At 62.2% G+C, this 15,016-nt stretch carries 13 protein-coding genes; 4 read left to right on the forward strand and 9 right to left on the reverse strand.

Annotated features, from left to right (window positions below; translation table 11 throughout):
- Positions 1-88: 88 nt before the first annotated feature.
- The gene (locus tag HU719_RS00385) at positions 89-1,204 is read right to left on the reverse strand and encodes a polysaccharide deacetylase family protein (protein ID WP_186518811.1); all 1,116 of its coding nucleotides are present in this window, start codon (positions 1,202-1,204) and stop codon (positions 89-91) included.
- Positions 1,205-1,341: 137 nt separating this feature from the next.
- Between HU719_RS00385 and yaaA the strand changes: the two genes are divergently transcribed.
- A complete protein-coding gene (gene yaaA / locus HU719_RS00390; RefSeq protein WP_186518813.1) occupies positions 1,342-2,121 on the forward strand; it encodes a peroxide stress protein YaaA in 780 nt (259 codons plus the stop codon).
- Between the two features lie 375 nt (positions 2,122-2,496).
- Here the strand turns inward: yaaA and HU719_RS00395 are convergent, their stop codons facing one another.
- From HU719_RS00395 to HU719_RS00430, 8 genes are all read right to left on the reverse strand, one after another.
- The gene (locus HU719_RS00395) at positions 2,497-3,726 is read right to left on the reverse strand and encodes an efflux RND transporter periplasmic adaptor subunit (protein ID WP_186536390.1); all 1,230 of its coding nucleotides are present in this window, start codon (positions 3,724-3,726) and stop codon (positions 2,497-2,499) included.
- The gene (locus tag HU719_RS00400; RefSeq protein WP_186536391.1) at positions 3,719-5,179 is read right to left on the reverse strand and encodes a TolC family protein; all 1,461 of its coding nucleotides are present in this window, start codon (positions 5,177-5,179) and stop codon (positions 3,719-3,721) included. The genes HU719_RS00395 and HU719_RS00400 overlap by 8 nt, the downstream gene beginning before the upstream one ends.
- Complete coding sequence (locus tag HU719_RS00405) at positions 5,172-6,350, reverse strand: ABC transporter permease (protein ID WP_202883367.1); 1,179 nt, start codon at positions 6,348-6,350, stop codon at positions 5,172-5,174. The genes HU719_RS00400 and HU719_RS00405 overlap by 8 nt, the downstream gene beginning before the upstream one ends.
- On the reverse strand, positions 6,340-7,014 hold the full coding sequence (locus HU719_RS00410) for an ABC transporter ATP-binding protein (RefSeq protein ID WP_186536393.1): 675 nt from the start codon (positions 7,012-7,014) through the stop codon (positions 6,340-6,342). The genes HU719_RS00405 and HU719_RS00410 overlap by 11 nt, the downstream gene beginning before the upstream one ends.
- A complete protein-coding gene (locus tag HU719_RS00415; protein ID WP_186536394.1) occupies positions 7,014-7,793 on the reverse strand; it encodes a hypothetical protein in 780 nt (259 codons plus the stop codon). Before HU719_RS00415 ends, HU719_RS00410 begins: the two co-directional genes overlap by 1 nt.
- A 45-nt stretch (positions 7,794-7,838) precedes the next feature.
- The gene (locus HU719_RS00420; protein ID WP_186536395.1) at positions 7,839-8,606 is read right to left on the reverse strand and encodes a hypothetical protein; all 768 of its coding nucleotides are present in this window, start codon (positions 8,604-8,606) and stop codon (positions 7,839-7,841) included.
- Between the two features lie 116 nt (positions 8,607-8,722).
- Positions 8,723-9,502 carry a hypothetical protein gene (locus tag HU719_RS00425; protein WP_186536396.1) on the reverse strand — a complete coding sequence of 260 codons (780 nt, stop codon included), beginning with the start codon at positions 9,500-9,502 and terminating at the stop codon, positions 8,723-8,725.
- A gap of 100 nt (positions 9,503-9,602) precedes the next feature.
- Positions 9,603-10,046 (reverse strand): hypothetical protein, encoded by a 444-nt coding sequence (locus tag HU719_RS00430; RefSeq protein ID WP_186536397.1) that lies wholly within the window; start codon positions 10,044-10,046, stop codon positions 9,603-9,605.
- 899 nt (positions 10,047-10,945) lie between these two features.
- On the opposite strand from HU719_RS00430, the gene HU719_RS00435 reads away from it, so the two are divergent.
- The 3 genes from HU719_RS00435 (at position 10,946) to HU719_RS00445 (ending at position 15,015) form a co-directional block, all read left to right on the forward strand.
- A complete protein-coding gene (locus tag HU719_RS00435) occupies positions 10,946-12,262 on the forward strand; it encodes a nucleotide sugar dehydrogenase (RefSeq protein WP_186521467.1) in 1,317 nt (438 codons plus the stop codon).
- 68 nt (positions 12,263-12,330) lie between these two features.
- Positions 12,331-13,812, forward strand: coding sequence for a mannuronan synthase (gene alg8, locus HU719_RS00440; RefSeq protein WP_186521469.1), 1,482 nt, complete (start codon positions 12,331-12,333; stop codon positions 13,810-13,812).
- Positions 13,813-13,848: 36 nt separating this feature from the next.
- Positions 13,849-15,015, forward strand: a complete 1,167-nt coding sequence (locus HU719_RS00445; protein WP_186521478.1) for an alginate biosynthesis protein Alg44 — start codon at positions 13,849-13,851, stop codon at positions 15,013-15,015.
- Position 15,016: the final 1 nt, after the last annotated feature.

The raw sequence follows: 15,016 nt of genomic DNA on the forward strand, positions 1-15,016 counted from the left end.
CGAACAGGGCTTGGCGGGTGGGCTGGACGGGACTAGAGTCATAGGTCAGGTAATAGCGAATACACCTGCCCGCCTCATCGCAACGCGCCTACCGCACGCCATACTCCCGGCACCCTTCCCAGCCGATCCCGCTCTGCGCCGTGCTCTGCAGCAGCCACTCCAGCGCTGGCTGGGCCTTGGGCAGGCTGTCGTGGAACTGGATCACGCCTTTGCGCCACAGCAACATCAGGGTCAACACCCGCTGCGCCGAGGCCTCGGCGGTCAACGGGCCGTCATCCTGGGCATCGATATCCCACAACGACACCCGCAGATGCTGGCTGGCCATGAAGCCCTCGCCATCACTGCGCCGCTGGCCATAGGGCGGGCGGAACAGCGGGACGTACTGCTCGGGCAGGTCGGCCTGCACGCGCGCCTGGCTGCGCCGCAGCGAGTCTTCCCACCCCTGCCACTGCGCATGGGAGCGATACTCCCAGCCCTGGATGCCCACGCACTGCCCGGCATACAACCTGGCCACAGGCCCTGCATCACGGCGCTGCTGCAGGCGGTTGCCGAGCACGAAGAAAATGCCATCGAGCTTCTGCCGGCGCAGAAACTCGGCCAACGCATCGGAACTACCACCGGCAGGCGTCGGCCCGCCAACGAACGTCAGCAGAAACATCCGGTCATTGAGTTCCTCACCGCTGCGCTCGCGGCTGGAGAGCTTTTCGACCTCGCTGGTGGTCTGCGGGAACAGCGCCGCCTTGCGCAGTTGTTCATCGAGGTAGCGGCTGTGGAACTGATGGCTGGGCTCGACCCAACCGCTATAAAAGGTGCCCACATCGGCGGCGAAGGTTGCAGCCTGGGTGCGCAGATCGGCCATCGACTCCACCGGGTAGCAAAACGAGGCATCCTGCTCGCAACTGCGCTGGGCCTGCTGGTAGCTGCTCCACAAGCGCTGCCACATGCGCGCGCGCACTGCACGCACCACCGCCAGGTTGACCTGGCGCAGGCCCAGGCGCTGGGTCAGGGCGTGTTCATCGAGCATCTCGCTTTCGTGCAACACACGGCCAAACGACAGGATCTCGGCCCGCGACGCCACATCGAACAGCGCCGGGCTGTCGACCTGCTCGGGCCAGAGCTTACGGTCGAAGCTGACGAAATCCGCCGGAGCGGCCTGCGCGCCGAGGCTGAGCAGCCCGGCCAGCATGGCAAAAGCGATACGCACGATGGGCATTCTCCCTGTGTAGGCATGGCGCGCACTATAGCGCGCCAGTGGCTGATGGTCGGTGACTATCGTCGCCATAGTTTGGCGTTCCAAGGCTCGCCCCGTAGAATTGCCCGACGATTCCAGGAGCCGACCCGATGCTGACGGTGATTTCCCCCGCCAAGACCCTCGACTACGACACCCCGCCGGCCACCCAACGCCATACGCTGCCGCAGTATCTGGACGATTCCCAGGTGCTGATCGAGCAACTGCGCGAGCTGGCCCCGGCGCAGATCGCCGAACTGATGCACCTGTCGGACAAGCTCGCAGGCCTGAACGCCGCCCGCTTTGGCAGCTGGACGCCCGACTTCACACCGGCCAACGCCAAGCAGGCATTGCTGGCGTTCAAGGGCGATGTGTACACAGGGCTCGACGCAAACACCCTGAGCGAGGACGATTTCAGCTACGCCCAGGATCACCTGCGCATGTTGTCCGGCCTGTATGGCCTGCTGCGCCCGCTGGACCTGATGCAGCCGTACCGCCTGGAAATGGGCACCAAACTGGCCAACGCCCGTGGCAAAGACTTGTACGCATTCTGGGGCACGCGCATCAGCGAGTGGCTGAACCAGGCCCTGGCCGAGCAGGGTGATGACCTGTTGCTGAACCTGGCCAGCAACGAGTATTTCAGCGCGGTGAAGAAATCCGCCTTGAATGCGCGGGTGATCGACGTCGATTTCAAGGATTGGAAAAACGGCCAGTACAAGATCATCAGCTTCTATGCCAAGAAAGCCCGCGGCATGATGACCCGCTTCGTGATCGAGCAGCGCATCAACGACCCTGAACAGTTGAAGGGCTTCGATGTGCAGGGCTACTACTACAGCGCCGAGCAGTCCAAGCCAGACCATCTGGTGTTTCTGCGCGATCATGCCCAAGACTGAGATCAGCCTGTAAGGGCCTCATCGCAGGCTGGCGCCAGCTCCCACAGGGACCGGGCACAGCCGTGATATTGTGGGTTGACCCAGACCTTGTGGGAGATTCTATGGTTTTGTACAAACCTGTTCCCGCCAGACTTATCTCCTTGTGGCGAGCTCCTTCGTGGCGAGCGGGCTTGTCCCGCGTTGGGCTGCGCAGCAGCCCTGAAAACCCAAGGGGCTGCTGCGCAGCCCAACGCGGGACAAGCCCGCTCGCCACAACGCTCTATTATTTCCCACAGGATTGGGTCCAACCAGTAATGTTGCAGTTGAACATGGCCTCTGTGGGAGCTGGCGATAGCCTGCGATGAGGCCCCCACAGGCTTGCGCTTGCGGATGGCCTCACGGCAACAGCACCTCCCCCGCCTGCAGCCCCTCGACTTCAACCCCCTGCACCAGCACCTCTCCAACCACCACTGCCACCTGGCTTTCCACGTGCCCTGGGCCTGCCCGATACAGCACATACTGGCGCCCATCTGGCCCACTGCGCAGCGCTTGCTCCGGCACCGCCATCCCCTGTTCCTTGCGATACAACAGCACCGTCACCTGCGCACTCATACCCAGGCGCACCCCCAACGCCAAAGGGTCCGGCTGGATGGCCAACTGCACACGCACATCGAACCACGCGCCCTGCCCTTCATCATCACGCGCCTGCAACCCCAGCGATTGCACCGTGCCTTGCAGCAACTGCCCAGGGAACCCGTCACCGGTCACCTGCACCGCCATCCCCTCGCGCACCTTGCCCAGATCGCCCTGTTCCACTGCCGCCAGCACCTGCAAACGGCCCAGCTCCACCAGGCCCAGCAAGGGCATGCCCTGGCTCACCAACTGGCCGGCCTGGACCAGGCGCTGCTGGCCTTCGGTTTCTGCCGCCGCCCGCGTTACCAGGCCCGCAAAGGGCGCCTTGACCACACGCTGTGCGCGCAACGCGGCAAGCGCGTCGTAGCGCGCCTGGGCATTGCTCAGCTCCATACCGGCGATGTGCAGGTACTCGCCTTGGCCACGGGTTTTGGTCTGTTGCAGTTCGTCTGCGGCACTGACCAGTTCCAGGCGCTGGGCACTCACCTGCTGCTCCAGGGTATCGAGCTCCTGCCGGGCCACGATGCCGCGCGCCAGCAACCGCCGGGTATCGGCCAGCGCCGCCTCGCTGTGCTGCAAGGTGCGCCTGGCAACCGTCAGCGCACGCTGCGCGCGGGTGACCTCCGGGCCGCTCTGCCAAGCCTGCAACTCGCGCAGCGCGCGGCTGGCCTTGAGCCGCTGGGCATCGGCTTCGCGCAGCTGGATATCCAACTGCGCGGTGTCCAGCGCCAGCAGTGTCTGCCCCGCTGCCACTTGCTCACCCTCACGCACCGCAAGCACCTGCACAGTGCCTTCGAACGGGGCGGCCAGCGTGACCTGCTGCGCCGGCTGGATACGCCCCAGCACCCCCAGGCGCCGTTCGAGCAACTGCGGCTGCACCCGCAGCCAGTGGCCCTGGCTGGCAACCGGGGCACTCGCCTGCCAGGGCTGCCACAGCAGCAGGATCGCCCCCGCCAGCAGCGCCGCCAGCACACCTTGAATCAACCTAATCATTAAGCGCCACCTCCCAGCTATCGAGCGTGGTGCCCAGTGCCAGGTCGAGTTCGGCCTGGGCATTCAGGTAGCCGATCAAGGCATCGAGCTGCACGCTCTGGGCATCGCGCAGATCACCTTCAAAGCTGAGCACCTGAAAGTTGCTCGACCGCCCCAAGGCCAGTTTTTCCTGTTCGATTTCCAGCTTGCGCCGCGACAGCGCCAAAGCCCGCCCGGCAATTTCCAACTGCCGCCAGCGCACCTCGGCTTCGCGCACGCCATCGGTCACCTGGCGTTGCAGTTGTTGCAGGCTCTCGGCCATGCGCTCCTGCTGGGTCGCCAGCGACACCTCGGCGCGCACCAGTGCCTGGCGCCGGCTGAGGTCGCCAATGGGGATTTCCAGCTCCAGCCCGACGTATTGCTCCCAGTCGCGCTGGCTGCCGGGGCGCTCGCGGGCCTGGCTGGCACCGGCCAGCAACGACAGGTCCCAGCGCTGCTCATCGCGGGCCAGACGCACGCCGATGTGGGCCTGCTGCTCGGCAATCAGTTGCATGAGGTACCCCGGTTGCAGAGCCTTGGCCTGCTGCAAGGCCTGCCCCACATCTACCTGCACGTGCTGCGCCTGCGGCCGCTCGGTAGCCAGCAATGGCGTAGCAAGGTCTAGCGCCAGGGCCTGCAACAACGCCAGGCGGCTGGCATGCAAGCGGTTGCGGCTGTCCTCCAGCGCCAGTTCCTGGCTGGCCACCTGCGCCTGGGCCTGGACGATATCGAAGGCCGGCATGCGCCCAGCGGCGATCAGCGAGCGGTTGACCTCCACCAGTTGGTTCGAGCGCTGCAAGGCATCGGTGGCGATACGCAACTGCTCCTGGGCCCGCAACAGCTCGCGGTAAAGGCCGATGGTTTGGGTGATGGTCTGCGCCACGGTGTCTTTGAGCGCCAAGCGGTTGGCCTGCTCGCTCAGTTGCGCCTGCAACAACGGCGCGCCCGCTATCGCCGGGCCTGCGCCGCGCAGCAGCGGCTGGATGACCAGCAGGTTGGCGCCGTCGCGATAACGCGGCCCGGCGTCATCGGCACGGGTATGGCCATAGGCCCAGTCGAGGCTGAGCCGGGTGCCATAGGGGGTCAGCAGGCTGGCTGCCGGGGTGAGGTCGGCTTGTCGATAACGGTCCTGGCGGTTGCGATTGCCCAGGTAGCGCGCCTTCAGCGCCAACTGCGGGGCGAAGCGGTCACCGGCCACGCGCAGCTCGAACTTCTGCGCAATCCGCTCCAGGTACGCGCTGCGGATAGCGCGGTTGTCGCGCAGCGCCAAGGCCACCGCATCGGCCAGCGCCAGCTCGACCTGTGGCGCCTGTGCGGCGCGGTAGGCCCGTGCTGAAACCCCTGCCCCCTGGCTTGGCTGCGACGGCGCAAGGCTTTGCCCGGCCAGCAATGCAGGGCACACCAGCAGTAGCAGCAACCCCCGCAGCTCAGTCATCACGCAACGCCACCACCGGTTGCAGACGCGCTGCCGCCAAGACCGGCTGCAACCCAAAAAACACGCCACTGGCCAACGCACTGCCCACCCCTAGCGGTATCGACAGCGGGTCCAAATGCAACTGCCAACCACTAGCAGCGGTAAAGCCCCAGGCCGCCAGCACCCCGAGCAAAGCCCCCAGCAGCGCCCCAGCGGCGGCCAAAAGCAGCGCTTCGAGCAGGAACAACCAGGCGATATCGGCAGGCCGTGCGCCCAACGCCATACGCACGCCGATTTCGCGCCGGCGCTCGCTGACGTTCATCAGCATCACGTTCATCACCCCCACCCCGCCCACCAGCAAGGCGATCCCCCCCAGCCCGGCGAGCAGCCCGGTGAACAGCCGTGACTGGCGCGCCATGCCATCGAGCAGTTGCTGCGCCAGCAACACCTCGACCTGCATGGCCGGCATCTGCACCTGCAAGAACAACTGCAGCACCGCAGCCGCCTCCGCCATGCGCGTGTCATCAGCCGCCAAGGCCAGCACCACGCTGATCTGGCTCGATGCCGACAGCCGCCGCAGGCCCGCCAGCGGCATCAGCACTGCATCATCCACAGCCAGCGGCACCATAGGGTTGTAGCCACGCGGCGCCAGCACGCCCACCACCTCGAACAGGTAGCGCCCCAGTTGCACACGGTCACCGACCCCAGCCTGCAACTGGCTGGCAACCCCGGCCCCGAGCAGCACATGGGTACTGCCCGCATCCCGCGCAGCCAGCAAACGCCCGTGCTGCACCTGCAAGCCCAGCACCTCGGCCAGCGCCGGCGTGCTGCCGGCCACCATGAGCGACTGGCTGGCAGCGCCGCGTCGGGCATCGGCCACGGTCATGGCCAATGGCGCCAACCCGCGCACGGCGCCTGGGGCCGCGGCAAAGCCGGTAGCCACCGGCGCACGGGCACCGCCGTCGGCAACAGGCATCAAGTTGGCGACCATCAGCTCGCTGCCCATGCCCTGAAACACCTGCCGCGCATGCTGCGCCGCGCTGTGCCCGACATCGAGCAGCGCCACCACCGCCGCGCAGCCCATGGCGATACCCAGCAACGCCAGCCACGCCCGCCGCCCGAGCTGGTGCAAGCTAGCCAGGCTTTCGCCCAGGCGCATGCGCAGGCCTGGGCCATAGCGTTCAGGCTGCATGCCCATCACTCACCCGCCCATCGCTGACCTGAATGCAGCGCTGCATGTGCCTGGCCATCTGCGGGTCGTGGGTCACCATCACCAAGGTCAACCGGCGCTCGTGGTTGAGCGCCAGCAGCAGTTGCAGGATGTCATCGGCGGTGCTGCGGTCCAGGTTGCCGGTAGGTTCGTCGGCCAGCAGCAAACGCGGCTCGGTCACCAGCGCCCGAGCGATGGCCACGCGCTGACGCTGGCCGCCGGACAACTGCGCCGGGTAATGGCGCGCCCGCGCTTGCAGGCCGACCGCAGCCAACTGCCCTTGCGCAACACGCCGCGCCGCATGCAGGCCGACGCCGCGGTAGCTCAAGGGCAGCGCCACATTGTCCAGCGCCGACAGGCGCGGCAACAGGTTGTAGCTCTGGAACACGAAACCCAACGCCCGGTTGCGCATGATCGCCCGCTGCGCGGCACTGGCGTGGGTCATGTCCTGGCCGTCGAGCAGCAGTTGGCCCGTGCAAGGCTGGTCGAGCAGGCCGATCAGGTTCAGCAGCGTGCTCTTGCCCGACCCCGACGGGCCGACGATGGCGCAGGTCTGCCCGCAAGGGATGGCCAGCGAGACGGCATGCAGAATGGTCTGCTCGCCGTGGCGCCGGGTGATGTCTGTCAACCTGATGATGTCCGGCATCAGTCGGGGGTCTTGCCCAGGTTGGCGTCGGGCTTGCCGGTGCGGTCGGGTTCAACCTCCTCTTCGGCGTGCCCCCAGTTGTTGGCGAGCATGTCGAGCAGTGAGGTATTGAATTCGGGCCAGTCGATTTCAAAGTCGGCGCCCTGAATACTTGAATTGATTTTGTAACTGCCGATGAGCTTTGCCTCCTCGATAGGAGGGAGAGACTGGTAATAAGCCAGAATCTCGCGCTGCCCATTGTCAATCCGACCGGTGAGCTGGCGCTCGGCATCAAGTTTCTGGCAGATATCCCGAGTCCATTGGCATTCCCGCATGTTGATTTCCTTCCATGCGGCGTGACGTTCGTTGACCGTAAAGACATCGGCTTGGTCGTAGACGATGGCGCTCAACTCTTCCCGGCCCAATGCCTTGAAAGGGTTATCACCTTTACCATTAACGAATGCGGTTGCCTGTTTGGCTCTTTCGAGCAAACTCGGGTCGTTCGTGTCAGGCACAAATTCGTCATAAGATTGTTTGCTGAAGTAATAACTTTGCCCGGCAATTTTTTCCCAAAGGGCCCCTGCAAGCGCCCCCAGTTCCTTGCGCGTCAGCGAGGCGTCGCGGGCTGCGGCCCTATCAACTGCAGCACTGAGTTGTTTAGCTAAAGATGAAAGCTCTGGTTCTTGCGGCGCAGGCAATGCCACCGACTCGGTGCTAGGGGTTGGGGCGTTTTCAGGAGAACGTCTGACGCTCGCGGCAGACGGCGGCGTATCGATATGGCCAGATCGAATAGATTCCATTGCACACTCGTTTTCTAGAAGGGATAACTTAACTGCGCGTCGCCTTTAACAAGGGTTATCTATCTTGCGCAGCACCCGGTCGGGTTCAACCTCCTCTTCGGCGTGCCCCCAGTTGTTGGCGAGCAGGTCGAGCAGTGAGGTGTTGAATTCTGGCCAGTCGATTTCGGCCCCGCTGAGTTGCATCCTGAGGTTGACGTCGTAATTACCCAGGATCTGCGCTTCCTCTATGGGAGGAAGAGCGTGCAAGTAATCAAGAATTTCGCCAACTCCCTGATCAATGCCTCCCGTGCGCTGGCGTTCGGCATGGAGTTTCTGAGTTACAGCCTGAGTCCATTTTCCGTGCCGGTCGGCTAGCTCGATTAACGCGGCACGACGCTCATTCACGGTGAATTCACCGCCTTCGTCGTAGGTAATAAAGCTCAATTGTTCATGGGAAAGGCCCGAGAACGGATTGCTGCCTTTACCGTTGGCAAAGTCAGTAGCCTGCTCGGCGCGTAGCAGAAGCTCGGGGTCGTCCGTTGACGGCCGGTAACCGTCATGAGCAGACTTTGACAATAAATAGCTACCACCAGAAAGTCGCTCAAGAATATCTTTAGCCAACGTCGCTAGTTGATCACGCGACAATATCCGATCACGCTCTGCTGCGCGCTCCGCAGCCGCTTGAATTTGTTTAGCCAAACTTGATAGTTGCTCGCGTGGCTGCTCGCTCCGCTCGTTTTCAACGATGCCAACTTCAGTGCCTTGCGATGTTCCTGCATTAGCAGAGACTATCGAGGCCTTCCTGAAACCACCACCGTGTATACCTTCTATCATTAGTTCCTCCACTTCTCACTCAGCTTCCTTCGCCAAATGAATAACGTTGCGCGCTGGCAGAATGGTCTGCTCCCCGTGGCGACGGGTGATGTCTATGAACCTGATGGTGTCCGGCATCAGTCGAGAGTCTTGCCCTGGTTGGCGTCGGGCTCGCCGGTAGGGTCGGGTTCAACCTCCTCTTCGGCGTGCCCCCAGTTGTTGGCGAGCAGGTCGAGCAGTGAGGTGTTGAATTCGGGCCAGTCGATTTCGGCCCCGCTGAGTTGCATCCTGAGGTTGACGTCGTAATTACCCAGGATCTGCGCTTCCTCTATGGGAGGAAGAGCGTGCAAGTAATCAAGAATTTCGCCAATTCCCCGATCAATGCCTCCCGTGCGCTGGCGTTCGGCATCCATTTTCTGTGTCATCTGCAGAGTCCATTCACTGTCCCGCTTATTGACCTCCTTCCATGCGGCATGACGCTCGTTAACCGTAAACACATCGGCTTGGTCGTAGACAATGGCACTCAACTCTTCACGGCCCAACGACTTGAACGGATTTTCACCTTTCCCATTAACGAATGCCGTCGCCTGTTTAGCTCTTTCGAGCAAACTTGGGTCGTCGGTGTCGGGCACAAAATCGTCATGCGACTGCTTGCTGAAGTAATAACTCTGCCCGGCGATTTTTTCCCAAAGGGACTCTCCAAGCGCCCCCAACTCCTTGCGTGTAAGCGAGGCGTCGCGGGCTGCGGCCCTATCAACTGCAGCACTAAGTTGTTTAGCTAAAGATGAAAGCTCTGGTTCTTGCGGCGCAGGCAATGCCACCGGCTCGGTGCTAGGGGTTGTGGCGTTTTCAGGGGAGCGTCTGACGCTCGTCGCAGAAGGGTAAGTATCAATTCGGCCAGCTCGGATAGATTCCATTGCACACTCGATTTATTGGGGGATGGCTTAAGTGCACTTCGCAGCAGAGAGGTATTCTGCTGCGAAGCGCAGGCTCAACTTGCATCAGTCGGCAGAGTGCTTACTTCATGGTGAACTCAACCGCCCACGAGTAATCGGCGTTCATTCGAGTGATGGTGGCTGTGCAGGTTGCGCCCCCACTAGGCGTCGCGGTCTTGGTCCACTGGGGTTGAGTAATACCTCCCGGCAGTACCCGCATCTGGTAGATCGTTCCGAACGCGCAGGTTTTACTGCCCATCGTGTAGCGCACCTGCGCGCTATTGACGTCGGGACTGATGACCCGTTGAACATCGAAGTTAGTAAAACTTCCAGAATCAACCTTTTGCAGCGGCGGAGGGCTGGCGATCTGGAAAGTGCTGCTCTCGTTCGATGTCACGATCTTGAGCACGGCGGTCTGCGTCCCCACGTTCTTGAACGTCACATTGACTTTGGGCCCCGCCTCAGCCAGCCCGGTTGCCAGCAACGCAAACGCCGCAACCACGCCACTCATCTTTGTTTTTTTCATTTTTGTAACTCACGCTTTCCATGTCCATGAATGAAGCGGCCGGGCTTATGACCCGAACTCCCACGTCGTTCCCTCGATCGTGCGAAGCTCACCCGAGCACCCCATGGGATCGGCACATGCCGAGACCCGGTTATTGCCTGTGCGCCCAACACGGGTGCAAGACCTGCTCATTAACGCACTGGCGCAACTACTTTAGCCAATTTCTTGGCGTCAAAAAATAAACATTACGTTTATTTTCGGGGTGCGCCATCAGATCGTTCGTACAAAAATTGACGATTTCTGAAAAATTTTTTTACATGATGGCAATCCACTACCCCGCCTCGTTTTGACCCTTTACAGCCGGGGACAAAACCGTGCCGTGCTATCAAAGTGAAAGTATCGAAGGCTGAATAAATATTTAGAAATCTTTCATCTGAGCTGAATCGGGTCAGGAACTTCTTCTACGACCAATCGCTCATAGCACCCGTAACGAGTTTCAAGCGTGCAACGTGAGAGATGACTTACAGATGACAACCGGCGGGCATCCACTGCCCGTAACGGAAACTAAGGCAGGCGTAACGGGAAACCCCGAATGGCCTGCCTGCGAAGCAGAGAGGCGTTCCTACTAATCGTCCTAGTGGTTGATTTCAAAAGGTTTTTTCCAATTGAAAGAACAAGCACAGCAGCGCGCAAAGTTCGAGCTGCAATAAAGACGGCTGCATTTCAGGGCACGCCTTTCAATAACGGCCTTTGACTGCCAACTTTGAGTGCATAACGTTTTGCGCTCCGGATTTATTCATGTCTGCGCTCGGTGAAGTGTGCATTCGCCATGGCACCGTGCGCCCGAAAACTGCTGGTTAATCTACCCGGTCGGCTCTTGCGAGCAAGGGCTGGCGAGATAAACACACGAGGTGAATGCGATGCGTATCAGCATCTTTGGTTTGGGTTATGTAGGTGCAGTCTGTGCAGGTTGCCTGTCGGCACGTGGCCACGAAGTGATTGGTGTAGACGTCTCGCGCACCAAGATCGACCTGATCAACCAGGGCAAGTCGCCCATCGTCGAACCGGGCCTGGAAGAACTGCTGCAACAGGGCCTGGCCAACGGCCGCCTGCGTGGCACCACCGACTTCGCCGAAGCCATCCGCGCCAGTGACGTGTCGATGATCTGCGTCGGTACCCCAAGCAAGAAAAACGGCGACCTGGGCCTTGAGTACATCGAGTCGGTGTGCCGCGAAATCGGCTACGTGCTGCGCGACACCACCCGCCGCCACACCATCGTGGTGCGCAGCACCGTGCTGCCGGGCACCGTCAAGAACGTGGTCATCCCAATCCTTGAAGACTGCTCGGGCAAAAAAGCCGGCGTCGACTTCGGCGTTGCGGTCAACCCTGAGTTCCTGCGTGAAAGCACCGCGATCAAGGACTACGACCAGCCACCGATGACCGTCATCGGCGAACTGGACAGCGCCAGCGGCGACGTGCTCCAGGCCCTGTACGAAGAACTCGACGCCCCGGTGATCCGCAAGCCCATCGAAGTCGCCGAGATGATCAAGTACACCTGCAACGTGTGGCACGCCACCAAGGTGACCTTCGCCAACGAAATCGGCAACATCGCCAAGGCCGTCGGCGTCGATGGCCGCGAAGTAATGGATGTGGTCTGCCAGGACAAAGTGCTCAACCTGTCGCAGTACTACATGCGCCCAGGCTTCGCCTTCGGCGGCTCGTGCCTGCCCAAGGACGTACGCGCCCTGACCTACCGCGCAGCCAGCCTGGACGTCAAGGCGCCGCTGCTCGACTCGCTGATGCGCAGTAACGAGTCCCAGGTCCAGAACGCCTTCGACATCATCGAAAGCCACGAAAAACGCAAGGTCGCCCTGCTGGGCCTGTCGTTCAAGGCCGGCACCGACGACCTGCGCGAAAGCCCGCTGGTCGAGCTTGCCGAGCGCCTGATCGGCAAAGGCTACGAGCTGAACATCTATGACCAGAACGTCGAGTACGCCCGCGTTCACGGCGCCAACAAAGAGTACATCGAGTCGAAGATCCCGCACGTCTCGTCGCTGCTCAATTCCAACTTCGAACAGGTGGTAGGCGAGGCCGACATCATCGTCCTGGGCAACCGTGACGAGCAGTTCCGCGCCCTCGCCCAACAGGCGCCGGCCGGCAAGCAGGTGATCGACCTGGTTGGCTTCATGACCAAGCCAACCTGCGCCACCAGCGGCACCGAAGGCATCTGCTGGTAACCCCGGTCGGGCGGCGCGTCGTTCGGCGCGCTGCCCTCCCCACCAAGAATTCTTCACGGATGCCGAACATGCAAAGGTTCCAGACAGTGCTGCTGCATTGCGCCGGATGGCTGGCCTACATGAGCCTGCTCATGCTGATCGCCCTGGCCCTGCCCAGCGACATCTTCGACTCGCAGTCGAAGCACTTCATCTTCCTGGTCGGCGCTGTCGGCATCTGGCGCTATTCCATGGGCGCCACCCATTTCATCCGCGGCATGATCTTTCTGTACATCGTCTACCCCTACCTGCGCCGCAAAGTGCAGAAGCTGGGCAAGGCCGCGGACCCCTCGCATGTCTTCCTGATGGTCACCAGCTTTCGCATCGACGCGCTGACCACCGCGCAGGTGTACAGCTCGGTCATTCGCGAAGCCATCGACTGCGGCTACCCGACCACCGTGGTCTGCTCGCTGGTCGAGATGAGCGACGAACTGCTGATCAAGAGCCTGTGGGCCAAGTACAACCCACCGGACCACGTCACCCTTGACTTCGTGCGCATCGCCGGTACCGGCAAGCGCGACGGCCTGGCGTATGGCTTCCGCGCCATCTCGCGGATGATGCCCGATGAAAACGCCGTGGCTGCGGTGATCGATGGCGACACCGTGCTGGCCCCGGGCGTGGTGCGCAAGACCGTGCCGTGGTTCAAGCTCTACCCCAATGTCGGTGGCCTGACCACCAACGAATTCTGCGAAGTGCGTGGCGGCTACATCATGAGCGAGTGGCACAAGCTGCGCTTCGCCCAGCGCCACATCAACATGTGCTCGATGGCCCTGAGCAAACGCGTGCTGACCATGACCGGGCGCATGTCGATGTTCCGCGCAACCGTGGTCACCGACCCCGAGTTCATCGCCGATGTCGAAAGCGACTCGCTGATGCACTGGCGCCTGGGCCGCTTCAAGTTCCTCACCGGCGACGACAAATCGAGCTGGTTCAGCCTGATGCGCCTTGGCTACGACACCTTCTACGTGCCGGACGCCGCCATCAACACGGTCGAGCACCCGCCCGAGAAGAGCTTCATCAAGGCCAGCCGCAAGCTGATGTACCGCTGGTACGGCAACAACCTGCGGCAGAACTCCCGCGCACTGGGCCTGGGCCTCAAGCGCCTGGGGCTGTTCACCAGCATCGTCTTGTTCGACCAGCGCGTGTCGATGTGGACCAGCCTGCTGGGCCTGACCGTGGCGCTGATCGCAAGCTTCAAGTTCGGCATGGGCTTTTTGCTGGTGTACCTGCTGTGGATCGGCATCACCCGCCTGATCCTCACCATCATGCTGCTGTGCTCTGGCCACAGCATCGGGCCGGCCTACCCGCTGATTCTCTATTACAACCAGATCGTCGGCGCCCTGATGAAGATCTACGTGTTCTTCCGCCTCGACAAGCAGTCCTGGACCCGCCAGCCCACTGCCCTGAAACGTGACCTCGAAAGCTTTCAACAATGGTTCAACACCTGGTCCTCGCGGACTATGACCTTCTCGGCCGCGAGCATCTTCGTCGCCGTGCTGTTCATGGTCGTGTGAGCCAAACCCGGATCGGATAACAGGAACGAAATCGCCATGAATACCGCCGTGAACGTCAATGTCGTGCATGAGTCCGAAGCGCAGCGCCAGCACGCCCGGGTTCGTATCCCCGCCAAGCTGCGCTACCGGGACAGCAACAACGAGCCGCACGAGGTCAAGGTCGACGATCTGTCCGCAGGCGGCCTGTCCTTCCACGCGCCCAAACCGCTGCCGGCCAACGAGGTGATCCGCGGCCGCCTGCAGTTCGTGGTCGACAACCTTGGCCTGTCGATGGATGTGGATATTCTGGTGCGCACCAGCAACACGCAAACCGGCCGTGTCGGCGCCGAGTTCCAGAACCTCGAACCGCGCGACATCGCCACCCTGCGCCACATCATCACCACCCACCTGTCCGGTGAGCTGATCAGTGTCGGTGACGTGCTCAGCACCCTGCAGCGCGACAACTTCACCAAGGCACGCAAGCAGCGCGACAGTGGCTCGGGCCTGAGCGCCTTCGGCCGCCTGCGCGCTGTCACCGTCACCGCCGGGGTATTCGCGGTCGGCCTGCTGGCATTCGGTTTCGTGGCCAAGTCGCTGTACGGCCTGTACTTCGTCAGCCACGCCGAAGCCGGTGTGGTGGCAGTACCAACCACCAACGTCACCATGCCACGTGACGGCAGCGTGCAGAGCCTGGTCGAAAACGGCGCAAGCGTCGCCAAAGGCGCGCCGCTGGCCACCTTCAACACCAGCATGCTGGACATGCTCAAAGGCCACCTGGACGACGCGCAACTGGAGCCGGCCAAGGTTGAGGAACTGTTCGGCAAGCAACTGTCCGGCACCCTCACCAGCCCGTGCGACTGCGTGGTTTCGCGCCAGTACGTCGATGATGGCCAGTACGCAAGCAAAGGCCAGCCAGTGTTCGCCCTGGTGCCACGCACCACCATCCCGACCGTGCAGGCACGCTTCAGCTACCGCCAGTTCGATGAAGTCAAACCGGGCACCCGCGTCAACTTCCAGGTGGCGGGCGAAGACAGCGTGCGCACCGGCCACATCGTCGGCAGCGAAAGCCTGGACACCGACAACCTGGCGTCGGACATCCGCGTGCAGATCAAGCCTGACGAGAGCCTGCCATCGGAACTGGCCGGCCGCCCTGTCTCGGTCAACAGCGACCGTGGCCCGTCGCTGGATTGGCTGATCGACAAGGCCGTGGCCCGCGGGCTGTAAG

Source organism: Pseudomonas farsensis (genome assembly GCF_014268805.2).
GTDB lineage: Bacteria > Pseudomonadota > Gammaproteobacteria > Pseudomonadales > Pseudomonadaceae > Aquipseudomonas > Aquipseudomonas farsensis.